At 42.8% G+C, this 26,011-nt stretch carries 21 protein-coding genes; 9 read left to right on the forward strand and 12 right to left on the reverse strand.

The window, feature by feature from the left end; all coding sequences use genetic code 11:
• Positions 1 to 119 precede the first annotated feature (119 nt).
• On the reverse strand, positions 120 to 737 hold the full coding sequence (locus L3V33_RS14995; RefSeq protein ID WP_171312171.1) for a deoxynucleoside kinase: 618 nt from the start codon (positions 735 to 737) through the stop codon (positions 120 to 122).
• Positions 738 to 823: 86 nt separating this feature from the next.
• Positions 824 to 1,741, reverse strand: a complete 918-nt coding sequence (locus tag L3V33_RS15000; protein WP_171312169.1) for a viperin family antiviral radical SAM protein — start codon at positions 1,739 to 1,741, stop codon at positions 824 to 826.
• A 129-nt stretch (positions 1,742 to 1,870) separates the two neighbouring features.
• On the opposite strand from L3V33_RS15000, the gene L3V33_RS23255 reads away from it, so the two are divergent.
• Complete coding sequence (locus L3V33_RS23255) at positions 1,871 to 4,555, forward strand: ankyrin repeat domain-containing protein (RefSeq protein WP_237290736.1); 2,685 nt, start codon at positions 1,871 to 1,873, stop codon at positions 4,553 to 4,555.
• Between the two features lie 407 nt (positions 4,556 to 4,962).
• Here the strand turns inward: L3V33_RS23255 and L3V33_RS15010 are convergent, their stop codons facing one another.
• From L3V33_RS15010 to L3V33_RS15025, 4 genes are all read right to left on the reverse strand, one after another.
• Positions 4,963 to 5,166 (reverse strand): hypothetical protein, encoded by a 204-nt coding sequence (locus L3V33_RS15010; RefSeq protein ID WP_004736343.1) that lies wholly within the window; start codon positions 5,164 to 5,166, stop codon positions 4,963 to 4,965.
• Between the two features lie 300 nt (positions 5,167 to 5,466).
• On the reverse strand, positions 5,467 to 6,480 hold the full coding sequence (locus L3V33_RS15015; RefSeq protein ID WP_114633172.1) for a manganese-dependent inorganic pyrophosphatase: 1,014 nt from the start codon (positions 6,478 to 6,480) through the stop codon (positions 5,467 to 5,469).
• 204 nt (positions 6,481 to 6,684) lie between these two features.
• A complete protein-coding gene (locus L3V33_RS15020; protein WP_237290737.1) occupies positions 6,685 to 7,137 on the reverse strand; it encodes a septal ring lytic transglycosylase RlpA family protein in 453 nt (150 codons plus the stop codon).
• Positions 7,138 to 7,543: 406 nt separating this feature from the next.
• Entirely contained in the window at positions 7,544 to 8,254 is a 711-nt protein-coding gene (locus L3V33_RS15025) for an SDR family oxidoreductase (protein ID WP_237290738.1), read from the reverse strand.
• 219 nt (positions 8,255 to 8,473) lie between these two features.
• Here L3V33_RS15025 and L3V33_RS15030 point away from each other — a divergent pair, with 219 nt between their 5' ends.
• Positions 8,474 to 9,370: a LysR family transcriptional regulator gene (locus tag L3V33_RS15030; RefSeq protein WP_237290739.1), complete on the forward strand. Its 897-nt coding sequence runs from the start codon at positions 8,474 to 8,476 to the stop codon at positions 9,368 to 9,370.
• Between the two features lie 121 nt (positions 9,371 to 9,491).
• On the opposite strand, the gene L3V33_RS15035 is transcribed toward L3V33_RS15030, so the two are convergent.
• Positions 9,492 to 10,868, reverse strand: coding sequence for a nucleobase:cation symporter-2 family protein (locus L3V33_RS15035; protein WP_237290740.1), 1,377 nt, complete (start codon positions 10,866 to 10,868; stop codon positions 9,492 to 9,494).
• Between the two features lie 280 nt (positions 10,869 to 11,148).
• The gene (locus L3V33_RS15040) at positions 11,149 to 11,640 is read right to left on the reverse strand and encodes a VOC family protein (RefSeq protein ID WP_029224848.1); all 492 of its coding nucleotides are present in this window, start codon (positions 11,638 to 11,640) and stop codon (positions 11,149 to 11,151) included.
• A 481-nt stretch (positions 11,641 to 12,121) separates the two neighbouring features.
• On the opposite strand from L3V33_RS15040, the gene ahpC reads away from it, so the two are divergent.
• Together ahpC and ahpF are read left to right on the forward strand one after the other, a co-directional pair.
• Positions 12,122 to 12,679, forward strand: coding sequence for an alkyl hydroperoxide reductase subunit C (gene ahpC, locus L3V33_RS15045; protein WP_237290741.1), 558 nt, complete (start codon positions 12,122 to 12,124; stop codon positions 12,677 to 12,679).
• 229 nt (positions 12,680 to 12,908) lie between these two features.
• Positions 12,909 to 14,501, forward strand: coding sequence for an alkyl hydroperoxide reductase subunit F (ahpF, locus tag L3V33_RS15050; protein ID WP_237290742.1), 1,593 nt, complete (start codon positions 12,909 to 12,911; stop codon positions 14,499 to 14,501).
• A gap of 141 nt (positions 14,502 to 14,642) precedes the next feature.
• On the opposite strand, the gene L3V33_RS15055 is transcribed toward ahpF, so the two are convergent.
• Positions 14,643 to 15,242 (reverse strand): LysE family translocator, encoded by a 600-nt coding sequence (locus L3V33_RS15055; RefSeq protein WP_017073522.1) that lies wholly within the window; start codon positions 15,240 to 15,242, stop codon positions 14,643 to 14,645.
• A 122-nt stretch (positions 15,243 to 15,364) separates the two neighbouring features.
• Between L3V33_RS15055 and L3V33_RS15060 the strand changes: the two genes are divergently transcribed.
• A complete protein-coding gene (locus tag L3V33_RS15060; RefSeq protein WP_054546735.1) occupies positions 15,365 to 15,850 on the forward strand; it encodes an Lrp/AsnC family transcriptional regulator in 486 nt (161 codons plus the stop codon).
• A gap of 122 nt (positions 15,851 to 15,972) precedes the next feature.
• Here the strand turns inward: L3V33_RS15060 and L3V33_RS15065 are convergent, their stop codons facing one another.
• Positions 15,973 to 17,343, reverse strand: a complete 1,371-nt coding sequence (locus L3V33_RS15065) for an L-serine ammonia-lyase (RefSeq protein ID WP_114633166.1) — start codon at positions 17,341 to 17,343, stop codon at positions 15,973 to 15,975.
• Between the two features lie 43 nt (positions 17,344 to 17,386).
• Positions 17,387 to 18,928, reverse strand: a complete 1,542-nt coding sequence (locus tag L3V33_RS15070; RefSeq protein ID WP_237290743.1) for a sodium/solute symporter — start codon at positions 18,926 to 18,928, stop codon at positions 17,387 to 17,389.
• Between the two features lie 348 nt (positions 18,929 to 19,276).
• Between L3V33_RS15070 and L3V33_RS15075 the strand changes: the two genes are divergently transcribed.
• From L3V33_RS15075 to L3V33_RS15090, 4 genes are all read left to right on the forward strand, one after another.
• Positions 19,277 to 20,572 carry an MFS transporter gene (locus tag L3V33_RS15075; protein WP_017073526.1) on the forward strand — a complete coding sequence of 432 codons (1,296 nt, stop codon included), beginning with the start codon at positions 19,277 to 19,279 and terminating at the stop codon, positions 20,570 to 20,572.
• A gap of 144 nt (positions 20,573 to 20,716) precedes the next feature.
• Positions 20,717 to 21,733: a nuclear transport factor 2 family protein gene (locus tag L3V33_RS15080; protein WP_004736372.1), complete on the forward strand. Its 1,017-nt coding sequence runs from the start codon at positions 20,717 to 20,719 to the stop codon at positions 21,731 to 21,733.
• A gap of 323 nt (positions 21,734 to 22,056) precedes the next feature.
• Entirely contained in the window at positions 22,057 to 23,133 is a 1,077-nt protein-coding gene (locus tag L3V33_RS15085; RefSeq protein WP_237290744.1) for a porin, read from the forward strand.
• 198 nt (positions 23,134 to 23,331) lie between these two features.
• Positions 23,332 to 24,363 (forward strand): LacI family DNA-binding transcriptional regulator, encoded by a 1,032-nt coding sequence (locus L3V33_RS15090; protein WP_016768517.1) that lies wholly within the window; start codon positions 23,332 to 23,334, stop codon positions 24,361 to 24,363.
• Between the two features lie 136 nt (positions 24,364 to 24,499).
• Here the strand turns inward: L3V33_RS15090 and L3V33_RS15095 are convergent, their stop codons facing one another.
• Positions 24,500 to 26,002, reverse strand: a complete 1,503-nt coding sequence (locus L3V33_RS15095; RefSeq protein ID WP_016785700.1) for an arylsulfatase — start codon at positions 26,000 to 26,002, stop codon at positions 24,500 to 24,502.
• Between the last annotated feature and the right edge of the window lie 9 nt (positions 26,003 to 26,011).

Here is a 26,011-nt window from a genome sequence, read left to right on the forward strand (position 1 = left end):
TGCTTATGTCGGATCACAAAGCAGTAGTCCTCACTTTCTTTCAAACATAAGCAGAAACGGCTTTCTTTACAAGTAATTTGCGTCTGCATATTCATGCAATATCACCGAGAGATATTGAACTAGAAACTGTACAAATTACTCCCTCCTGAAAGAACGTGCTCGACCTGATCTTTCATTAATATGTAATTCTCTTCTACCGAACGGCCATATTTTTCTGATGTGTCGACCTCTAAAATTGGAATATCAAACCACTTAAAAACTTTGTGATATGCTGGTTCAACACTATTATTTTGCGTAACTGCATCGCCGTACCACTGAACTGTACCACCTCTGGTCTCTATTCTGTTGTTTATTGTTTCAATATCAGCTTTAACAAAAATTATCACTTCTGGAAGAAGTATTTTATTATTAATTTTAAGTGTGTCAAAAATATTTTTGACAATATCTTCCCCAAGCATAATTGTTTGGTAAGCCAAAGTTGAAAATACATATCTGTCTAATATGACATCTTCATCGTTTAATGCTTTCGAAACCTCGTTACTCTTCAATAAGTTATTTAACAAAAAAAATAGAAATGCACTCTCTTTTGACTCATAGGAATCAATGACCTTTCTTAGATCATGAGCTTCAGGGACTACCGCATTATGAACGATTGTATTCATTTCTTTCGCATATAGAGAGCTTAATGTTGTTTTTCCACATGCATCTAACCCTTCAAAAACGATAAATTTATTCATTTTTTCCTCATCTAATATTTTGTTATTATTTATAGAACCTATAATAAGGAATCTATTTTTATTTATTTTATTTTTGTTAATGGATTTTATGATATTTCTACAATATCTATATTGGTTTCTTTATATCTTGAAGAAAACGTAATTGGATTAAACTCTATTTGAGAAAGAGCTTTTTCCACACCGCATGAATTAATGCATTCGCTGTATTTATACCCAGATTTATTGGCAGTATTTTGGTAAAAGCAACCCTCTGGACTAATCATTAAGTATGATTCTGTCATAGTAGAATTAGACTCAGAATACATAGGTAACCCTAATCCACTATGTCTATGAACAAAATTATCGAACTGCTCTTTGGAAATTAGTAGTTCATTATCACCATAAGGCATGACCTGTAATACTTTCCATTTGTATGGATTTAGACTAGAAATTAAATTAGAGAAATCCTCTTCCCAATTAAGACTGTTAATTACAGTATTAATCTTTGTTTTGATTCCTGTTTGTGACTGTGTGAGGCTTGCTAGAGCATGTGTTAACTCATTAACACCAAAAGAGTTTCCTTTTCGATCGTTTCTTCCTATTTTCATACGTGTACTTAAATACTGACTGTCAAAGCTGATTCCAATCATGTCTAAAGTATCTTTCGGCAACGGTGATTTTCCATGAATTAGGTAATGTCCATTAGTTATGGTTGAGGTTTTAAATCCTTTTTGTTTTGCAAGAACCAAAGCGGTAACGAACGTATTTCCTAACATCATTGGTTCCCCTCCTGCAAAGTTAAGACGAACACTTTCGTACCCCAGCTTTTCTTTTAAGACTGGAGTGCCTTTGATGAAGTAGTCTGCTAGCTTATCCAATAAGTTAGCGATTGCCTGTTCTGAACGATGGAGTTCTTTGGGGCGTCCCCATTTCGCAAAACAGTATTTACAACTGTAATTGCAGACTTCTGTCATGTGCCAATTGATTACCAGTTCTTTTGTTTTTCTAGATTGTGCTGTTGTCATGCTTTTTATTCTCAGGTATTCAGATGGCTTCAGTATGATAAAATCGGCTCTGTAGAAAAATGAAAAGCAAAATCCCCCCCCCTCAATTTTCTTTTTCTAGCGGAAAACGAAACAATAAAAGGACATTCAGTGGCTACTTTTCCAACCTTCGAATCGGTACTTCTTCAGATTGCTAAAGCGCTTGGCGCTAATGGTCAGATGACTTCAAAATCGAAAAGCAAGTTTAAATATGTCGAGATGACGATGGATAATTTATCTAATACTTGGGAAAGTATTTTGGGTGATATAGCGGATGCTTTAGGGCTTGATGAAAGAGCGAAAAAAGATCTGATCTCCAATGTTACAGACGATTACTTGATGCACAAGAACATCGAGCTTAATGTTTATTCTTCAAAGGCGTCACAAAGAAAAATCGTTTGGCATTATTTAGCCAGGGTTATCATACCAGCTCTAGCGAGACATACGGTATTTTGGCAAATTGAATCAAAAATGGATGAAGGTATGCCTGGCGGGCGGTTTTGGTATCTTCCAGCCGTAGATTCTCCGATTGAACCTACGCAACTTCTTCTCCCTGTACCGCAGGTATTGAATTGGCTTATCGACTTAATCCAAAACACCAAAACATCTATTGCTAATAATTTAAACAACGATCTAGATAGTGTGGATAAATACGAAAAAGTATTAAGGAATCTTTACAATTGGCAAAAATCCAAGAGTACCCCTGAGATATCAAGTATCGAGAAAACGTTTTCGGACGAAGTGAATATACAGTTTGGTGGCTGTTTTGAGCCTGATGAAAAGTCTTCGCAATTTAAACAGGCTCTAGATTTTATTGAAAAAAAAGGTTTGTCTTATGATGACTTACAGCATGAAATAGATATTTCTTGTGAAGACTTAAAGCGAATATTAAGGAGTGAATGCCCAGCAGCGGAGCAGCAAGATTTTGTACAGAAACTAAAAGTACGATATCAGGCACCAAGCTCTAAAGTGATACGTATGAGGTTGCTGATAGCCAGAGCTATTCAAGAGGGATATGAGCAATTAGTTAAGTATTTAACACCTGGAGTCGATAAACTATCTTTTGACTTAAATGAAAATAAAACACTTCAGTTAGTTGAACTTTACAACTATGTATATAACCTGACTTTTTTGGCTCATATTCAAAAGGGAAGTTTAGGAGACCATGCGGAAAATAAGTATTTTGAAGAACAACTTCCTTCCTTTTTTAGGTACGATTTATTGCGAATTTTCACCTCAGACAATGAGCACGATATCCCATGGAGTACTTTAGATAGAATTAATTGTATTTTTAGCCGCTCTGGAGAAGAGGATATATTAGATAATGTCTTTCCTACGTCTCAAGGTGAATTTAAAAAAATGTGTAAACTTATAAAAGAAGAAGGTGATTATTCAAATAATTACCTTATGCGTAGAGATGTTTTAATAGATAAGCTAAAACAAAACAAATCTCCATTTAAACAATTACAGAATATTGATGATTTTGATCTAGTATATGAGGCTAGAATTATTCAGGCGAATCAATATTCAAATCCTAATATAGGTGACATGATTGTTGAAAGGTTAAAATTTCTAGAAGCCACACCTACTGAGTCGATGAAGCGAATATTATTTGAACTAGAAACTCATCTACTCCTTAATAAGTTTGGTTTAAAAACCGAAGAAAAGGTATCTGCTTTGCTAGATGAGGCGAAAAACTGTGATGATTTTGAATTTTCAAAAGCAAATATACTACGTTATGAAGCTCTTCATTATATTGCGCAGAACAAGCTTAAAGAAGCAGAAAAAAATCTTAATTTGGCTATCGATGAATGTAAGAAATACAGCTTTGGAAAGTTTAGAGGATTGTTAGCTAGAGATGCATTCACATTGGCTATAGCAAACCAAAAACTCATTCCTAATAATCACGAAAAGTACTTTAGAGACATGTACTACTTGGGCGGACTGAAAGGAGAACCTAATATTTATGACGTTTCGCGTAAATTACATGAGTATTTTTGGGAAAAGTTGTATCAATGCTATCCTAACTATCAACTGCTTTTTGCTTCTTGTTCTAGCGATATTGAAAAGTTTAGTCGTGATTTCGCAGAGTGTATAAAAAATGGACGTTCCATTGAGCTAGTACTTAAAAAACACGAAGCTTTAAAAAAGAAACAACTGAAATATCCACAAGCAGATAGCATCATTTTGCTAATGATGAAGATGAGCTACGAGTTGCTTCGGAAGTTAAATTATAACAAGCAGATGGTTCCAACAGACATTGCTAATGAAATTAGTGATGTCTGTAATGGGATGATTCAAGGTATCCGTAAGGTCATCGAGCTATGGCCAGAAATTGTTAATATTACAGACTTTAAATATCAGACGCCTTTGATGTTTGCTGCAAACAACAAAGATTATCAAACGGTAAAAGCATTGTTGAAGTCTAACGCAGATCTGAATCTTCAAGATTTCACGGGTAGAACAGCGCTTCATGCCGCTGCGGCTAGCCGATGTTGTAAATCTGCGTCACTTCTACTAGAGCATGGCTGTGATGCAACGTTAATTAACGAAGAAGGTGCAACAGCGTTACATACGGCAACTCGCATGGGCGATCTGCCTATAATTGAACTATTAATTGAAAAGAGACCTGAGCTACTAAAGATTGAAGATTCAAAAGGAATAATACCTGAGCAATTGGCCAGAGAAATTGCCAATAATCCGCTAGCTTACGACGTTCTGAAAAACTTTCTCTTGTCTGAAGGCCGTAGTATTGTCAGACACGAGACTTATAAGGAAATCTTAGAGGTTTTTTAATGGTAGATTTAGTTATAAGTTTCGATTCGAGTTGAAATTTATTTCAGGGGACAAGTATTTCTAAGGATAATCTGCCTGTTATGCTGAAAAAGTGCATAATATGAATCTAACACAACTGGTTGAAGATGGAAGTTTTTGTCCATTTCTTTGAATCTCAGGAACAGAGATAAGTAGTGCCTGATTATGCTTTTGGATACTAAAAGTTATTAATAGGGTGAAAGTTAGTCCGTCGACGTAAATTAAAAATGTCCAGAAACGTTTTTAAAATTGATCAAACTCTATTGTCCTCCGACAATAATAGCTAGATATAGAGCGAGCATAGGGTCAGATAGAGTTTAAAAGTAGGTAGTGGTTAGGGGGGAATTGGTGATCTTAATTACACATCCCTGTGTAACGTATTCTGAATGTCAGCTGGCTTTAAAGCGCTTCATAAATTGACTAAAGCGAGGAATCAGGTTTTGCACAGTCGGCGCATCGGGAATCTCATTTACAAAAATCATAAAGCGCTGTGCTTTACTTTTATCACCTTGAGCAGTCCCTGCTAGTATTGCTTGAGCCAAAATTACATGCTCAGCGGTAACGTCCTTATTCGAAAATTCGTGAATCAACATAGAAAATCCTAATAAGTATAAATACGGATGTAATAATACAATATGTTGATATTTATATCGATAGCTTATGGCATTCATCAATGTCAGATTTGTGTAAAAGCAAGACAATGATGTGCACCATCAATACTGGACAGTGAGCTTAGTGACTTTCCATACTTATGCTAATTCGTGATTTGCTAATACTTGGTTCTCCGATACTCATTTCTGTCCAAATCCCATTTAGACACCCAAACAAAAAAGGGATTGGTATCTCTACCAATCCCTTTCAGAATTTATTTATAAAATAACGGCTCTTACTCTCTACAAGCTTTCAATTGCCTTTTGAACCGCTGGGCCAATCTGACGCTTGCGAGAAGTGACACCTTCTAGGGTCAGCATATCGCTTGTTGGTTCAGCGTTGAAAGCCGATTTAATGACTTGATAGTCGCTTTCATCCACCCACAGTAGATTCGCTTCTTTGTTCTTCGTGTCTGTGATTGAGAAGAACAGATGATCTAAGCCGTTCTCTTCTTTATAAGACTTCATCGCTGCCAAAAGCTCATCTTTACGGTCAATCAGTTGTTGAGCGGTTAGTGTTTCAGCAACGCCGATGCCCACTTGTTTGCCACCGTACTTAAAGTTCTTGTAGTCCAGCGTCAGTATGGTTTCAGATGAAAGGTGGCTAAGGTCTGATTTAGCAATCAACATCTGTTGACCGAAGTCTTCGATGTCTGAAATGCCTGCAACCTTTGCCAGTTTCTCTGCGTATTCACGATCGTGTTCAGTGGTGGTTGATGATTGGAACACCACGGTATCAGAAAGAATCGCGCCTAAGCCGACACAAGCAAGGTGCTTAGGTAAAGTCACATCAAGCTTTTCAGCGTTGTCAGCCAGAATAGTTGCAGCCGATCCCCAGCCTCGAATATCCATCTCAACAATTTGTGGCGTATTAATCGGTGAGCCACCAATCGCATGGTGATCGACCACAGCAACAATAGATGCTTGGTCGATGGTTGGCGCTAGTTGAGTCACTTGGTTGAAGTCCACCAGCCCTACTCTATATGGAGAGTAATCTGTCTCTACTCGTGGCGATTCTGCATTACAGTAGTTCAAGATAAACGTCGATTCAGGGTTGATAGGCTCAGGCACTGTCGCCGTACCACCATAAATATGAGCCGCGAGCATCGCAGACATTACCGTGTCGCTGTCTGGGCTAAGGTGCCCCGTCCATACGAGATCTTCACTGTTTTCATTGGCAGATTGCTGCAAGCTGAAAGCAAAACTTGCTGAACTGAAAGACATAATTACGGCAGCAACGACAGGTGTTAGCTTCACGGGTATTTCCTTTTCTGGATTCGTTTTAGAACCCAATAAGCTAGCTATTAAAAATTTCAAAACCATGTCAGCGATGTTTCAGATTTACTTCAGTAAGTAACGAAATGTAATTTGGATCTCGTTAGGTTTGCCCAAAAAACAAAAAAGGATCGGTATCTCTACCAATCCTTTGAGTTTCACAAACCAGTACAGGTTTAGAGACAATTAGTGTTTGTACCTAAAGGTATTGCTGTCATCAATAATCTCGATTTTGACAGGCACGGTGCCTTGCTTAACATTGCCGATTCTTGCAAACGCCTTGTGCGAAAGATCGATAACGCGGCCTTTTACATAAGGGCCTCGATCGTTAATTTTCACATCGACAGACTTATTATTGTTTGCATTGGTCACTCTCACGATAGTGCCGAAGGGCAAGGTTTTATGAGCCGCAGTATTTGCATTCATATTATACGTCTCACCACTTGCTGTGAGCCTTCCATGGAATTTATCGCCATACCAAGAAGCTTTACCAGCAAGAGCATGTGACTTGGCATATTCCTTTGTTTTAGAACTGCCGACAGCCGACGTTGAGGTACATCCGGCTAGTATCATAAGAATAAGAGCGGTAAAGATAATATGTGATTTTTTCATGTGATTTGGGTGAGCTAATCTCTGCATGTTTCTCTGTTTTCGTTATTGTTGGTTCAGCCGTATGTTTCTGAGTATAGTCGCTACTCAGTCAAGGCTGCCATTCGGTATGATTTACCAATGTTTTCATGAACGATGATTTCTTCCGTCATATTCCTGAAAGGTTTTATCGTCAAAACGTCAACTTTAACAACGTCTTAAATTTGGTTGCTTATTAACCACACAGTGCAGATAACCCCAAATCAAACAGCAATCGAAGACAAGATCATTTGTGTCCCACTTCGAATGAAGTGCCGTCCTCCTCTCCCCCAAAAAATGCAAAAAAGGATTGGTATCTCTACCAATCCTTTTTAGAAGCTGTTTCAGCTTTCTAATTTGTTGCAGATAGCACAACGCCATCCAAATCTATTAGTCTACTAATCCTATTAACCCACTGTTAATGCATCTTGTTGTTGACGGTTATTAGCGAGCCACTTAGATAGGTTTTACTCGGTTGAGTCAGCTCAATCATTAACTCTGCCAAATCGGCTGGATCTACCCATGTAGAGTGGTCAGCCTCAGGAAGTGCTTGTCGATTCACTTCAGTATCAACAATGGTCGGCAATACCGCATTCACTTGAACATTGGATGAAGATCCCTCTGCCGCTAGGCTCTCTACCAACGCGTTTAATGCCATTTTAGACGCCATGTAAGGGCCAAACCCTGCGGGTATATTCCGCGCGGTATCACGGGCAGAAACAAACATCAGTGAACCACCTCCCTGCGATTCCATTAATTTGAATATTTCTCTTCCGAAGACAAACGCCGTCATAAAGTTCGCATTCCACAAGTCAGACATTTTACTCACTTCCACGTCAGTCCAATGGCTCCAGGTATAAATGCCAGAACAATGAAAGTGAGCATCTATATGACCTAAGATTTCAGATGCCTTGGCAGCAAGTTCTTGGCTTTGCTTTTCATCAGTAAGATCTCCCAATAACACGGTTAGATGACCCGAGTATTTTTCTTCTAGGCTTTTTGCTCTTACTTCATCACCGATGCGCCCAAAGGCCACGACGCGGGTTCCGCTCGTAATGAGCTTTTCAATCAGGTGTTGGGCTGTTACCGAAAAGCAGGCTGCAATAGTGGCTGTTCTAATTGTATTCATGGTTATTGCTCGTTGTTAGTGATGATGTTAGGAATCATAGAGACAACAACCAGAGGTTTGAATCTGCCGAAAGGCAATTCAGTTTTGCTTTAAAAGCAATTAATCTATAATTAAAGAACAGCAAAGACATCAATATCACTTTCACTTCGGGCATGAACTGGACTCATCAGAAAGCTCCGCTTTGGAAGAATCGAAACCATCGTTTAATGAGTAATGCACATGAGCCTTTTCAATCGTCTTGCCTATTTCAACTGCGTGGTTGAACAGGGCAGTATCTCCAAAGCCAGTCGGATATTTGATATTCAGCCTTCTTCTATTTCAAGGCAGCTCTCCGCATTGGAAGAAGAACTCAATGTACGGCTGTTAGAGCGTTCGACGCGCAACGTGGGAGTCACTGAAGCAGGTCAATTGTTCTATCAATATTCCAAGCGCATTACAGGCGAATTTGATGAAGCGAAACGAGCCGTCAGCGCATTGCACCACTCGCCAAGAGGAAGCCTCAAGATAAGCACGACCGTCGCGTTTGGGGAGAGCAAAATCTTGCCACTTATTCCTATCTTTCGGGCTGCTTTTCCTGAGGTAAACGTTGAAATTGAAATAACAGAAAGAGTGGTCGATTTAATCGAGGAAAATGTGGATATCGCTATCCGCAGTGGCCGATTGCCTGATTCTAATTTGATCGCTAAGAAGCTCGTCCAAAACAACTTTGCGCTTTGCGCCAGCCCTGACTATTTAAGAAGAAACAAGGCCCCTCAACACGTTGAAGATTTGGCAAAACACGACTGCTTGGTTTATGGCTATAAGGGTTGGCACGATTGGTTTGTATTGGATAGTAAACCGCAAAAAATCGACCTCTCTTATTACATGGAAGTCGATTCTGTGAACGGGCAAAAGCAATTGATACTGAACGGTGGTGGTATTGCTCTGCTCCCACAATGGGCGATTGAACAAGAACTTAATACAGGGAAATTGGTGCAATTACTTCCCGAGTTTACTTTTAGCCCGTGTAACTATGAAACCAGCACATACGCGATTTATCAAAATCGCCAGCTAGTGCCAAGCAAGGTTCGAGTATTTTTGGATTTTCTTGCGGAGCATTTCGGAACTGCTGTTTAGCTTCTGTATCTGGGTTATAAACTGAAGGGGGTGTAGCTCTTGATGGGGAAACACAAGACACCGTAATTTAACGACTTAGCGACGCTCTACATCACTAAGTCGTTCTTGGTTCTAAAAATAATCATGCTTTACTGGTTTGTACCGAACTTGCCACAGGCTTGGTTTTGTTTTCTGGAACCAGAGACATCAACCCAGTAGTCACCAGAGCAGCAACACCCGACATCGTGACTGGTGAGCCAAATATGCTTTGCACTAGCTTAGGTGCTTCTTTCAATAAATCCGGTACTAGCATGACCCCAAGGCCTAAACCTAATGAAATGGCAATCGTCATGATTCTGCGGCGATCCAGCTTCTCACTAGCAATAATCTTGATTCCCGCCGCGGCAACCGTACCGAACATCACCAATGTCGCCCCACCTAATACTGGCTTTGGAATCGTCATTAATACCGCGCCTAAGATAGGAAATAGCCCTAATAGAAAAAGAATGGCCGCGATGAAGTAACCAATGTAGCGACTCGCAATCCCCGTAAAATGGATCACGCCATTGTTCTGGCTGAAAGTCGTGTTTGGAAAAGTATTGAATACCGCGGCGATAAGCGAGTTCACACCGTCACCTAGCACGCCCGCCTTGAGTCGATTGATGTATTTTGGCCCCTTAACTGGCTGCCCTGAGAACATGCTGTTGGCGGTAAGGTCACCGGTTGTTTCAATAACGGTAATCAAGTAGATAAAAGCAATCGGAAGGAAGGCTTGCCAATCAAAAGCGAAACCATATTTAAACGGAATAGGAATTCTCAATAGTGGTTGAGAGGCAAAAGAAACCATGGGTGCCTTACCCATTAGAATAGCAACGCCCCACCCGACAACCAGACCGACCAAAATAGACGATAGCCTAACCATGGTATTGTTGCTTAGGTTAAGTGCCACTATGGTTCCGAGCACAATTGCACCTAACATTAGGTTGCTTCCAGAGCCAAAATCTTCTGCGCCAACACCACCCGCGATATCAGTGACGCCAACTTTAATCAAAGAGACACCAATCGTCGTGATAACGATGCCGGTCACAACAGGCGTGATAACGACTTTAAGTTTTTCGATAAAGCGCGATAGGACGATTTCAACAAATGCACCAAAGAAGCAGACACCGAAAATGGTGGCGAGCATTTCATCCGGGCCACCGCCATTCGCTTTAACAAGGAAGCCCGCCCCCAGCACTGAGCCTAAGAATGCAAAGCTGGTTCCTTGAACACAGATCATCCCTGCGCCAATTGGCCCTATTTTTCTAGCTTGAATGAAAGTACCGACCCCTGACACCATCAGTGCCATGCTGATCAAATAAGGGATGTGTTCACCCAATCCTAAGACACCGCCAATAATGAGCGTGGGTGTGATAATACCAACAAAGCTGGCTAATACATGCTGCAGCGCCGCGTAGCTGGCTGCTTTGACTGATGGTCGATCGTCTAATCCGTAGATCAATTCACTGTTCTGTTCCATGTGACTTCCTTTATGTATTTTTTATTGTATACAATTTACATAAAGGCAATAGAGCAACATATATGCCAACGGTTTAACATTATACTTATCAATTAGTTAAGCTTTCGTTCAAGCCAATGCTGCATTATAGAGCGACACTGTCGGTTTGTTTTAGTGCAACCGAAGGTTTATCCGACATTCCTAAATAAAGCCCTACAAACAAAAAAAGGATTGGTATCTCTACCAATCCTTTTTAGGGGGTGTTTCGGTATTTCTACCTGATGACAGGTAGGTAACGCTATTACTCGTAATCAGTCGCGTACGTATCTTCATATGTGTGCGAGTAGAATTCGAATAGGTTACCAAACGGGTCTTCTAGGTAAACCATTTGTGCTTGTTTTAGTTCGTCTTCTGGGTGGTAACGCATGATGTCCATACGAACCTTTCCGCCATACTCTTCAACGCGCTTAATCGCTGAATGAAACTGCTCTTTTGGAAGCTGTAGACAGAAGTGGAAGATACCTAAGCGAGAGAAATCAACGTCGTGACGCTCTTGGCGCTCTTTCATTTCGAACAGCTCAACACCAATACCATCAGATGTGACTAGGTGAGCAATGTTGAAGCCTTTGAAGCCTTCACCAAATACCGCGATACACATACGGCCGATTGCTGACTCGCGCTCTTCCATCACTTTGGTGTTGTTCATTACGATTCTTAGACCTAAAGCTTTCGTGTAAAACTCAACTGCTTTGTCCATATCGCCAACCATTAGGCCTACGTGGTTCATTTTCATAACTTGCTCCAAATTCGTTTTTAATTCTGTGCGTTTCGAAGACTGGCTTCGATGTTTCGTTTCGATGAAGAGAGTATAGGGAGAGACCGTGATTAACTGAAATTATCATAAATTATATTAATGATAATATTTCGTTATTTATCGATTAGCATGAAACCTCCTCTCACTTAAAGAAGCCATGCCTACATAGATGTTTACGTGAATAGACGTTTGCGTGAATAGAGATAAGCCTAAATAGATAACAACCTAAAGAGCATAGCTACCCAAATAGAGCCCTGCCCACTTTGATAGCTTTTGTTGATAAGTTCTGTTGATAATTCTTGTTGATAGCTTTTATCGATAGTCTTGTTCTTTCAAAGATAGGATTTACCTATTGAATCTATAGAAATGTCCGATTTCACTAATTTCCGGTGCGAATGCAATATATCTCCATCGACGCGGGATAGCGTTAAACACTACAAATTAGAAAGAGAGTCGAATCATGATCAACACAGAAATCAAACCATTCAACGCAACAGCATTCAAAAGCGGCGAGTTCGTAGAAATCACTGAGCAAGACGTTAAAGGCAAGTGGGCTGTATTCTTCTTCTACCCAGCAGACTTCACGTTTGTATGTCCAACTGAGCTAGTTGACCTACAAGACAAATACGCAGAGCTTCAATCTCGCGGCGTAGAAGTTTACTCAGTATCAACTGACACGCACTTCTCTCACAAAGCATGGCACGATACTTCTGACAAAATCGGCACTATCGAATACTTCATGGTAGGCGACCAAACAGGCAACATCACCAACAACTTCAACGTTATGCGTGAAGGTCAGGGCCTTGCAGACCGTGCAACGTTCCTAATCGACCCAGAAGGCGTTATCCAAGCAATGGAAATCACAGCTGAAGGCATCGGCCGTGACGCTGAAGACCTACTACGCAAGGTTAAAGCAGCACAATACGTAGCCGCTCACCCAGGTGAAGTTTGCCCTGCTAAATGGAAAGAAGGCGAAGAGACTCTAGCGCCATCTCTAGACCTAGTAGGCAAGATTTAATCTAAGCCTAGCTAAACAAAAATAGCCAAGAAAGAACAAATAAAGCAGAACAGTTAAACGGTTCTACAGGCGCGCTTCGGCCTCCCTCCTAAAGGGCAGTTGCGCGCCACCCTTTCAAACCATCAACACCACAATATTTGCCGACTTGCGCCCCCCTTTTTATTTTTCCTTTTTCAGCAAGAAGGTATTGGTCAATACCAAGACACAGAATTTAAGAGCAGGCACGATTATGTTAGATCAAGCAATGAAGCAGCAGCTAAAAGCATACTTAGAAAACCTAAAAACCAATGTTCAGTTAGTGCTGAGCCTTGATAGCAGCGATACCGCGAACAAACTTCAAGATCTGGCGAATGATATCGCCTCTCTCACCGACAAAATTGAAGTAATTCGAGATGATAACGCAAGTGCTCGCCGCCCTATCATGCAGGTAGTGAACCAAGAGAAAGGCACTGCGATCGGTTTCGCCGGTTTGCCAATGGGTCACGAGTTCACATCACTGGTACTTGCACTGCTTCACAGTGGTGGTCACCCTATCAAGCTTGAAGCGGACGTAATCGAGCAAATTAAAGAACTCGATCAAGAGCTTAATGTAGAGATTTTCATCTCGCTATCGTGCCAAAACTGTCCAGAAGTGGTTCAGGCATTCAACATGATGTCGGCGATTAACCCTCTAATTAAGACAACCATGATTGATGGCGCCGCATTCCAAGACGAAGTGAAGTCTCGCGACATCATGGCAGTTCCAAGCGTGTTTATTAACGGTGAGCTATTTGGTCAAGGACGTATGTCACTGGCTGAAATCTTGAACAAAGTCGATTCAGGCGCAGCAGAAAAGAAAGCGGCCAACCTAAACGAACAAGCACCGTTTGATGTATTGGTTGTAGGCGGCGGCCCTGCAGGTTCTTCGGCGGCAATTTATGCGGCACGTAAAGGCATTCGCACTGGTGTTGTTGCTGACCGGTTCGGTGGTCAGGTAATGGATACCATGGCAATTGAAAACTTTATCTCAGTAAAAGCGACCACCGGTCCTAAGTTAGTCGCAAGCTTAGAAGAGCACGTAAAAGAGTACGGTGTTGAGGTAATAACCGAGCAGCGCGCTGCGAACATCATAGCAGCCGAAGACACAGAAGACGGCTACATCCACGTTGAACTAGAGAGCGGCGCAACATTACGATCTCGCACGGTAATCACCAGTACAGGCGCACGCTGGCGTGAAATGAACGTTCCGGGTGAGCAAGAGTACCGCAATAAAGGTGTCGCTTACTGCCCACATTGTGACGGCCCACTGTTCAAAGGTAAGAGAACAGCGGTTATTGGTGGCGGTAACTCAGGTATCGAAGCGGCAATTGATTTAGCGGGTATCGTTGAACACGTAACCGTACTTGAATTTGCAGACACACTGCGTGCAGACCAAGTGCTGATCGACAAAGCGAACGCAACACCAAACATTGAAATCATCAAGATGGCGCAAACAACGCGAGTGATTGGTGATGGCAACCGTGTAACAGCTTTGGAATATAAAGATCGTAACACCGATGAGCTGAAGCAAGTCGACATTGCCGGCATCTTTGTTCAAATCGGCCTGATGCCAAACAGTGAATGGTTGAAGGGTTCGAAAGTTGAGCTTTCACCACGCGGTGAAATTGAAATTAACGCTCATGGCGCAACATCAATGAAAGGTGTGTTTGCGGCGGGTGACGTAACAACAGTACCTTACAAACAGATCATCATTGCGATGGGTGAAGGTGCTAAAGCAAGTTTAGGTGCATTTGACCACCTAATCCGTAACTCAGCTCCGGTTAAAGAAGCTGAAACCGCTTAATCTTTTAAGCAAACATTCCTTAAAACGTTCTTGTTAACTTGCGAGTTATTAGTAACTTACTAATTATTGTTAACCACTTAGTCGATTTTTAGACACCACTCCTATGGATTTAGGAGTGGTTTTTTTATTTGTAGAGAGGCTTTATGCTGGTTGATAAAGCATAAAGGCAACCACCATCGCTAAACTTCCGCCCAAGCAACGGTTCACAAACATCATCTGTTTTGGTGATTGCAGTAACTTCTTAAGCATGGTGCCGCAATACGCCCACACCAACATGCACGGCACACCGGTAATAACCATACCCGCGATAATGGTCACTACTTGAATCAGGTAGTCTGCGTTTGGAGTGATGAACTGTGAGAATACAGTTAATGACGCAATCCAACCTTTAGGGTTTAACACCTGCACCAATACGCCAGACATAAAGCCCGAGCGATTATCAGTGGTGCTTTCTTCGATTTGCATGTTAGCAATCGACCACGCCATGAACAGCAAATAAGCCGCGCCCGCGTATTTCAAAATGTTGTATAGCTCTGGATAAAGGGTAAATAGGCTCACCAAACCGACACTGGAACCCGCCAGTACGATGATGATGCCAACAGCGTTCCCAGAGATAAAAGGTAAAGTCGCAGCAAACCCATAACGACTTGAAATCCCAAGTAATGCGATATTGCCTGCCCCAGGTGTAATTGCGATAGATATTGAAAACAGCAAGAACGCCAGCATTAACTGAGAGCTCATTTCCTCTCACTCCTAATAAGTAAAGTATTTATACGGAGAGAGTTTACAGATTCGACTAGGAATTAAATTGCTATATAGGCTAATATTAATGCAAATTTGAGCAAGACTTTTCTAAAAAAGCCATGAAACAGAAAGAATCCACCAAAGAAGTGTTAGATGACACTGATATCGCCATCTTAGAACATATCCAACAAGACGGACGCATGAGCAACAGTAAGCTCGCTGAAAAGGTTAACCTCAGCGAAACCCCATGTTGGCGTCGTTGGAAACGCATGGAAGAGACCGGCTATATCGATGGTTATGCCGCCAAACTCAACCGCAAGAAGTTAGGTTTGCACGTAGCAGGCTTTACCTTAGTTACGTTGGGCAACCATGAGGTTGAAAATACCGAACCGTTCGAAGAATTTGTTGCTGTAACCGATTGGATTCCGATGTGCCACTGCATTGCAGGTGGTGCCGACTACATGGTGCAAGTGTTAGCTAAAGATTTGGAAGAGTACTTTGAGCGTATTAGCTCGATCAGGCGAGTAAAAGGCGTGAGCGCGCTTCAATCCAACATCTCGGTTAAGGAACTGAAAAACAGCTATCTGCTTCCTCTTGGAGACTAGTTCACTTCGCCATACGGCCCTTTTCTTTAAGCGGAAAACAAAAGCCCAGCTATCTAAGGTATCTAAAATCTAGATGCGCCGGGCTTTGTTATTTTGAAACGGATATCGTTTATTTACGCTTTCTATTCACAAGGGTGAGCTAAATGAATCAGAGCCAGGCCACCGAGTGAGGTTTCACGATATTTCTTGTTCATGTCCTTACCCGTTTGATACATAGTCGCGATCACTTTATCTAATGAGATCAGACTTTTGCTATTACGTTTAAGAGCCATTCGTGAAGCATTAATCGCTTTCATCGAACCCATCGCATTTCGTTCAATACATGGCACTTGTACCAAGCCACCAATCGGATCACACGTCATACCGAGCGAATGCTCCATCGCGATTTCGGCCGCAATGCAGATCTGCTCATTGCTGCCACCACGTAACGCTGTTAAACCCGCTGCCGCCATAGAAGACGACACGCCTACTTCACCTTGGCACCCTACTTCCGCACCAGAAATAGAAGCATTGGTTTTGTATAAAATACCAATCGCACCCGATACTGCCAAAAAGTCTTTCAGTTGCTTGGTGTCGAGTTCTTTAATGAAGCGATGGTAATACATCAACACCGCAGGGATAACGCCCGCTGCACCATTAGTGGGTGATGTCACCACTTGACCGCCGGCTGCATTTTCTTCACTCACCGCAAAAGCAAACAAGTTAATCCAGTCCATGATCTCCATTGGGTCGTTTTCAACGGCCGCATTTGCTTCCAGCTTCTTCAACAAGTTCGGTGCACGACGTGTCACGTTCAAACCGCCATCAAGAATGCCTTCGGTTTCAAATCCGCGTTCCATGCAGCGAGTCATTACTCGCCAGATTTGATCGGCCTTTTCTGAAATAACATCATCGCCTTGGAAAGCCGCTTCATTTTTCAGAATCATGCCACCCAAGCTCATGCCGCTGTCTTCTGCTTTTCTCAGCATTTCATCGGCATTTTTGAATGGGAAAGGGACTTCTACTACTTGAGTTTTAGTGCCATTCTGTAGTTCATCCGCGGTTGCTATAAAGCCACCACCAATGGAGTAATAGGTTTCATCAACAATCACATTTCCACTTTGGTCAAGCGCGGTAATCATCATACCGTTCTCATGCAAAGGCAGATTATCTTCGTGGAATAGCATGTCGGTTTGATAATTGAAGCCAATGGTGTGATGGCCATTCAACTGCATTTCACCACTATCGATAGCAAGACGCATCGCTTCATTAGCGCTGGTGATCTTAATCGTGTCTGGCTTATTGCCAAGCAAACCCAAGATGGTTGCTCTGTCGGTATGGTGCCCTATTCCGGTTAACGATAACGAACCATAAAGATCGACTTGAACACGAACCACTTCCGTGATTTTATCCGCGACTAATTGAGTGAAATGGAAACCCGCAATCATTGGGCCGTTAGTGTGTGAGCTTGATGGCCCAACGCCAATTTTATAGATATCAAAAATGGACAGCATACATTTACCTGTTAAAAATTAGCCAGTTGAGAAGATTTACTCATTAAGAAAGAGCGGCATAAAGCCAATCAGGAATAACAGTACAAGCCGCAATCGTGACGACAGCGAACACTAGCAAGCCGTAATGACTCGCCGTAGGTTTTGCAAACAAGTGTTTTTGCTTGGCGATAAATTCGTTTTGTTGTTCAGTTACTTGCCCATAGAAATGGCTAACGACAACACCTAGCACTAAGAAAACCACAGTGCCGATTAAGGCGAACCAAGGCCAAGATATGCCATAGTATTTTGCAATGAACACCACAACCACACTGCCAATACTGCCCGCAATTACGCCGCTCTCGTTAGCTCGTTTAAAGAACAAACCCAAGATGAAAGAGCCAAGACGAATACCGACAAAAATGGAAGTCAGGCTAGCGATAGTCTTGAGCACTGATTCATTTGAAACGGCCAATAAAGCGGGCACAACAACCGAAGCCGCCGCGACAAGGCTCATTTTTCTTGCCACCGATTCATAGTGTGCATCAGAGGCTTTTTTACGGAAAAAGCGCTTGTAGAAATCGAACGTTGCGACCGTTGCCATTGAGTTATAGGTTGAATCCAAGGTCGACATTGCCGCTGCCGACAGAGCTGAAATCACCAGTCCAACAATGATTGGGTTGGTATGATTGAATACAAAATCGAGAATCACTTCATTGCTGTTTTCAAAGCTTTGGTCTTGATAAAAGACACTCAGAAGAACGCCCATTACAGAGAAAAACAGGTAGATAAAGAAGGCGCCGTAACCACAAATCAGCATCGATTTCTGTGCCGTTTCAACGTTTTTTGTTGCCAATGTTCTTTGAATAATCAATTGGTTAGTGCCGTACACACTCAGATGTAAGAAACTCACGGCCACCACACCCGCCCACAAGGTGGTATCAACACCCAAGTCGAAATCGAGGTTGATGATATTCAGGTGTTCAGGAGACAACACCTCGCCCGCATCAATCTTCATTAGCAATAAGGCAAAAATAGCAATACTGCCGATGATCAACACCGCCGATTGCAGCATGTCTGTCCATATGACGGTCGAAATACCGCCCGCATAGGTATACAAAGCCGTAAATAAGCTGATGTAGATGATCGCCTCGGAGATACTCACCGGCAACACTTGCACCAAGATCAGTGCAACTGCATACAAAATTACCCCAGCCGAAATACACTGAACCACAATAAACACGATTGAGTTGATCGTGCGAGCAACAACGCCAAAGCGGTGCTCTAGGTATTCATAAATCGAAGTCAGGCCGAGTTTGTAAAACACCGGGACAAAGAAAACCACAGCGAAAAAGATCACTATTGGGTAATTCAAATGGACGCTCATTGCTTCCATGCCTGAGCTATAAACCCAACCCGGCATGCCCACGAACGTCATCGCGCTGATGTAGGTTGCAAGAATCGACACACCTGCCGTAAACCAACCAAATTGTTTTCCGCCCGTTGAAAAATCGCCACCAACGCTATAACGCTTATTCACTAAGTAACTGATAAATAATGTAGTTAGTACATATAAAGCAATAACCACAAAACTTGAGTACGTAACCATTTTTAGATTCCGTTTATTATATTTCGCAATTCATTCGCCGCCAATAGTACTCAAAAATCGATATTTTCCCTCAAAAACCCACAGTAAGTGTGAGTGTTGTCACTAAGATAGATGATTAAACACTCTAAATGCTCAAAAAGTCCCAAAACAACGATCTAATGAGATCAAGATCACTAAAATGCACAAAATGGGTACGCACTCATTTTAAAATTGACTTTGATCACGGATCTAATAACCACAAAAATTCTATTATCTCTCCCGAAATGAAGATGGTGTGGTGATATTCAATAACCGCCACACAATAATCGAAACTAAAAACACCCTATAAAAAATAAAGGTTTATCGGTCATGACTACTAAAAAACACATGAGCGAAGTTCCTATGATTCAAAGGGTAGCTGCTTATCTTGCAATTCTAGTTGGCTATTTTTTCTATTGTTATAACTTTGTAATTATTGACTACGTACGCCCATACATCGTTGATGCGTATGATGGTATTAACTTAGCGGATACCGCTCAGTTCTATACATGGCAGTCGGTTGGCGCACTTATTGGTGCCTTAAGCTGTGCATGGGTGGCATCAAACTTTGGTAAGAAATCGACTCTTATTGTCATCACTGCACTGAACGGTGGCGCAACCATCATCAATATGATGTTTACTGATTACGCAATGTGGGCAGCAATGCGTTTCATCATCGGTATTTCTTTAGGTGGTTACTTCACAGTAGCTGTGAGCTTGATGATCGGCCTATTCACGCCATCAGTTCGCGGCAAGTTGACGGCATTCGCCTCTTCTATGTTCTCTGTGGCTCTAATGGCAATGGGCGCGTATGCAGCATTCATCTCTAGTGTTGATGCGCCTTGGCAGAGCCTAATGTGGGTCGGTGGTATTCCTCCTCTCGTTGCTGCTGCATTAATGATCTTCATCCTACCTAGCGACAAGAAAGTGATCGCCTACGGTGAAGAAGAGCAAGCCGCTGCTGAAGCATCGAATAAACCAGCGAAGAAAGGTTCTTGGGGTGAAATGCTAAGCGCACCATACCGCAAGCTAACGATTACTTGTCTATTGCTGGCTGGTCTTAATTTCTACGGTTACCAATTCTTCTCTGGTTTTGTGACAACGTACCTAAAAGACGTGCGTCAATTCGACGGTGCGACTATCGGTATCATCTTCTCTATCTCTGCATTCGGTTCGCTATTCGGTGCTTGGGTATGGGGTGCAATCGCTGACAAATACGGTCGTAAAGTGAACGCGTTTGGTTTCATCCTTGCGGGTGTAATGGCTTCAGTATTCTTCGTGGCACCAAGCGACGTGATGATCGGCAGCCTAAACATGCTGGCTATCCTAGGCCTTATCTACAACTTCGGTTTGTCTGCTTCAGCGGTATGGGGTGGTTACTTCTCTGAATTGTTCCCAGCTCACTTACGTAGCTTCGGTGCAGCGCTGTTCCACGGTGGTCGTATCATCGGCATGTGGGCTCCAATGGTGTTGGTATTCATCCAAGAGCGTTCAGACCTAGCAACAGCAATGTGGGGTTCACCAATCGTATGGATTCTGGCTGGTCTACTGTGGCTCTCTCTACCAGAAACATTGAAAGGCGGCATTTTCGACAAGAGCAAAAAAGCGGAAACAGCAAAAGCTTAATCCCCTTTAGTTGAAACCTCTAAAAGTTGAAAACCTCTAAAGACACGAAATAAACATCAATCCGGCTGAGAAATCAGCCGGTAACAAAATCCAAATCGAGTCCTGTTCCGAATGTTGGCTCGACAACAAAAAAGAGAATTTACTATGTCTAAATATCAAGAAGCTAAACGCATTGTTCGCGATTACTTTGACGCTATCGAAAACGCAACTCACGAGAACGTGGCTGAAGTTTTAAAAGCACACACTTCTGAAGATTACTTGTGGCGTGGTGTTTACCCATTCCGTGAGCAAGAAGGCGCACAAGCAGCGGCTGACGTATTCTGGGCACCAATGATGAAATCAATGACACGCATGCAGCGTCGTCAAGATATCTTCATCGGCGGTAACAACGAAGTTAACCCAGATGAAATTTGGGTAATGAGCATGGGTCACTTCATGGGTCTATTCGACGCTGAATACCTAGGCATGCGCCCTACTGGCAAGATCATGAACGTTCGCTATGCAGAATTTAACTGTGTTGTTGACGGCAAAATCACAAAAACTGGCCTGTTCCTAGATCTACTAGGCATGATGGACCAAGCGGGCTGCTACCCACTTCCACCATCAACAGGTAAGCACTTCGTTTACCCTGGCCCACGTAACCACGATGGTCTGTTGTTTGAAGATGCGGCTCCAGAAGAAGGCGTTGCGACACTAGCTCTAGTGAACAAGATGGTAGATGACCTTTCTGCACTTAACGACAGTGGCGCAATGGGTTGCCCACCAGAAGTGCTAGCGAAGAGCTGGTCAAAAGACATGATTTGGTACGGCCCTTGTGGTATCGGCGCGTCTTACACGATTCCTCGTTACCAACAACAGCACCAACTTCCTTTCCGTAACAACCTGAAAGACAAGAAATTCAACGGTCATGTTTGTCGTTTCGCTGAAGGTAACTTCTCTTGTTTCTTCGGTTGGCCAAACCTATCAAACACCCCTACAGGTGGCTTCCTAGGTATGACTGGCGGCGAAGTACGCGCAAACATGCAAGTGGTTGACGTTTACTACCGTGACGGTGACAAGCTGTCTGAAAACTGGGTTCTTATTGACCTTCCTTACTGGCTACAGCAGCAAGGTCTAGACGTGTTCGAACGCACTTCATCTATCATGAACCCAACGCTGTAATCCTAATGCTTTAATACAGGTGCTTTAATAAAAACGCCTTAATCCTAGCGATAAAAGCCAAAAGATAGAAACCAAACAATAGCAACCCAAGCCGACATCTAATTTGGGTTGCTATGACTTGCTAGGCGTTCCTTCTCGCGCCTAGTAAGTGCTCCACCAACTAATCAATGTTCCACCAATCAATTGCTTCACCAATCAATAATTGCTCCACCAATAATTGAATCAAATAGTGCCTCATGGATGGGGTACATCCTGCCAAACCAATACTAATAACGGGCTTGAAAGCACGGTGGCTTTCTACGGCCTGAATAAAGAGAACAACAATGAACAAGTCGATACTTTCTGCAGTGATCCTGACGGCACTTACATCAGGTTCAGCTTTTGCTGCACACACTTTTACCAATGACGCGGGCGATAGCCTTACTTTAGATGGCCGTTTTGACGTTCGTTACCAAGACAAAGGCGGCGACCATAACGGCGAATGGAACAGTGGTAGTTCTCGTTTCGGCCTTAAAGGTCAAATGGGTTTAGACAACGACTGGACTGGCTTTGGCCATGCCGAATGGGGTTACAACTCAGGTGCTAACGGCGACAATATTTACGACCGACTTCTATACGCAGGTGTAGAGCACGAGAAATACGGCAAGATCGCTGCAGGTACTAAGCAGTGGTCTACCTTCTACGATGTAGCTTGGTTTACCGATATGGGTCGTGTATTTGGTTCACGAGGTTCTGGTTACTACAACCTTTCTGACTGGGGTATTGCTTCTGGTACAGGCCGTGCAGAGAACTCGATTACTTACCGCAACAACATCAGCGATAACTGGAAGTACGGCTTCACTTATCAGACAACTCGTGAAGATGTTGGCCTTGCGGATGGTTTAACCGCAACACTGAAAAATGGTTTGGGCGCATCAACCCTATACACGGTTATGGACGGCCTAACGATTGGTTTGGCTTACCATCAGAATGAATTCGATGATGTCGATGCTGGCGTTAAAAACATCAAAGATGGCGATACACAACGTATTGGTTTATTGGGTGTGAACTACACCAATAATGGCCTATTCGTTGGTTTCACTTACAGCCAAGGCTCAAATTGGGAAACCACCAGCAAAGCCGAATTTTACGACCACCGTGGTGCTGAATTCTTCACTTACTACCACTTTGAAAACGGTCTGCGTCCAACCTTTAACGTTAACTACTTAACGGACACAGACGACAACGCTAATGGCTACGATCGTCAGTTGATTATCCCTGGCCTTGAATACCACTTTAAGAAGAACAAGTTCTTAGTATGGACTGAATACCAATTCGATAATGGCAACGACAAGTCCGTAGGTAACCATTACGAAAACAGCGATGACCAATTCGCTGCGGGTATCCGTTACTACTTCTAACACCCAGTTAATCGAGTCATAAATTCGCTAAACAAAGCTCTGTTCTTAATGCAGAGCTTTTTTGGGTCATACCCAGAATAATATCCAACATTCTCTATTAACCCTTATTTTTCATCCCATCATGACATATTGTATTTTTGAATACGTACCTAATTATGGTACTCTGTGTACTGTCAATTTAGTTCAAAAGTATCTTCTATGAGCTCTCCAAAACACTCCACGGCGTCAAAACCAACCGTTACTTCAAAAGATGTCGCTAAGCTGGCTGGCGTTTCTCAATCTACCGTTTCTCGTGTATTTGTTCCGGGCAGTTCGGTGTCTGAAAAGACCAAGCAGAAAGTATTCGAAGCCGCAAAAGCACTCAACTATCGACCGAATGCCTTTGCTCGTAGCCTAACGACAAATGAATCTAAGTTGATTGGTTTGGTCTTCCCTGATGCTGATTACCCAATTCACATGAAAACCCTGCAACTCATCTCTACTGAGTTACAAAAACAGGGCTATTCTGCTGTGCTTATCCCTTGGCAAGTTGACGGTAACGACATCCACTCGATTCCGAATATTTTCCAATATCGTGTTGATGGTGTGATTGCTGCTTCTGCGACATTCAATAAGTCACTTTATGAAGAGTGTGAAGAGTTTGACATCCCTATCGTTCAGTTCGCGCGTGTTGTTGAAGGGACGAAGAGTAGCCATGTTGTGAGTGATAACTACGCGGCAGGGCAATTTGCAGCGCAACACTTTCATAAACTTGGTATCAAGACTGCGACTTATGTGACGGGTAATGTGCCAACGTTTACTAATGGCGAGCGCCAAGTCGGTTTCTGCACAGAATTTGAAGACTTAACAGGCAAACAGGCTCGAGTTATTGAAGCTGATTACGACTACCTTGATTCGTTAGAGATCATCCGCGACATGTTCAACGAAGCAACGCATCCGCAAGCGGTGTTTTGTGCGACAGATAACCTTGCGATGGCGGTAATGGATGTAGCTCGTTTAGAGTTTGGGCTTCGTATCCCAGAAGACCTGCAAGTGATTGGTTTTGATGATATCCCGCAGACTCAATGGCTCAACTACCAATTGACCACCTTCAAGCAGGATTTTAGACGCCTTGCGCGTGAATCAGTGAAAATTGTGGTTAACCAAATTCAAGAACAAGACACCAGCTTAGTAAAATTAATGGTTCCTGTTCAATTTATAGAGCGCAATACCACGCTGAAGATTAAGTAAACTCGTTCAAAGTAGAAACAAAATAGTAGCGTGAGTACGGAAAAGAAAAATCCCGTTGGCGACGATTAGAGTCTCCAACGGGATTTTGTATTTCTACTCAGCCTTTACTGTCCCAATCACTTGAAACAATTGCGTATTAGTTACCCACACCACCTGTTTTCTCAGCTGGTAAATCTGGTGTCACTGGGGGCCACTCTTGGAAGGTTGCTAGATGTTGTTGAACAGCAGCTTGTGCAGGACCAAATGCCCACATTTTCTGCCCCATCCATTTCAGGTACATACCCGACTCTTCTGCCGCTCGCTCATATGGGTCACGACGTAAGTTAAAGAGTAACGGTGCGTTTAACTCCTCTTTCGGACCACTCCAGCCATGGTTTTGGACCACAAAGTGCGCCTTCCAATCACCAATACGAACCGCTTGCAGCTTGTCTCGTTCGTAGTAGTAAATCTCTTTACGGTTTGACTCGCCTTTCTCTGTCAGCATGTCCACTTGGTTGTAACCATCAAGGTGCGCTTTAAAGCCATCGTGACCTTTCAGCATTTTCTCTTTTAGATCCGTTGGACCACCAGCCGCAGCAACCAGTGTTGGTAACCAGTCCATACCATCAAAGATGCCATTACCTACGCTACCCGCAGGGATTTTACCCGGCCAGCTCACCAGTGCAGGCGCTCTTACGCCACCTTCCCAAGTGGTACCTTTTTCACCGTGGAAAGGCGTCATGCCGCCATCAGGCCAAGTCATGATCTCAGGGCCGTTGTCTGCAGTGAAAATGATAATGGTGTTATCGGCAATGCCTAACTCTTCCATTTTCGCCATCATTTCCCCGACGTGGTCATCAAGATCTTTCATGACCACTTCTTGCAGCCCCCAACCGTTTTGGCCAAGCATCGCTTCATATTCAGGAGAAAGGTGCGTCCATACATGGCCACGAGAAGGGCAGTACCAAGTAAAGAATGGTTTATCCGCTTCTACGGCTCGTTCAATGAAGTTGATAGCATGCTTATTTACTTCGTCGTCGAGTGTACGCATACGCTCAATCGACAATGCACCATCGTCTTCGATCGTTTGACCACCTTTGCCATCTGATTTCGCGTAAATAACATTACGAGGTGCAAAGGCATCCAAAGATCCATCTTTTGGCCAATCTGGATCTTCGGTATATTCCATCGCATTCAAGTGATACAGCCAACCCCAATACTCATCAAAACCGTGCATTGTCGGTAAAAATTCATCTCTATCACCAAGGTGGTTTTTACCAAATTGCCCAGTCACATACCCCATCGTTTTGAGCATCTCTGGAAGCGTTGGCGTATCCGCACTTAAACCAACGGGACCGCCAGGTAACCCAACAGAGTGCATTCCGGTTCTAACTGGTAATTGCCCGGTTAAGAAAGCAGAACGACCCGCGGTACAAGATGGCTGCGCATAGTAGTCTGTCAGAAGCATTCCCTTCTCAGCAATACTATCGATGTTTGGTGTTTCGCTACTCATCACGCCATTGTGATAAGCGCTCAGGTTTGAGATGCCAATATCATCGGTGAAAATGACGAAGATATTAGGTTGTTCTTGTGCCGACCATGCCGATAGCGAAAAGCTACTCAACACGCTCAAGGTAAGAAGGTGAAAAATCCCTTTCATATAATGTCC

Origin of the sequence: Vibrio sp. A2-1 (assembly GCF_021728355.1) — a bacterium.
Classification (GTDB): domain Bacteria; phylum Pseudomonadota; class Gammaproteobacteria; order Enterobacterales; family Vibrionaceae; genus Vibrio; species Vibrio splendidus_K.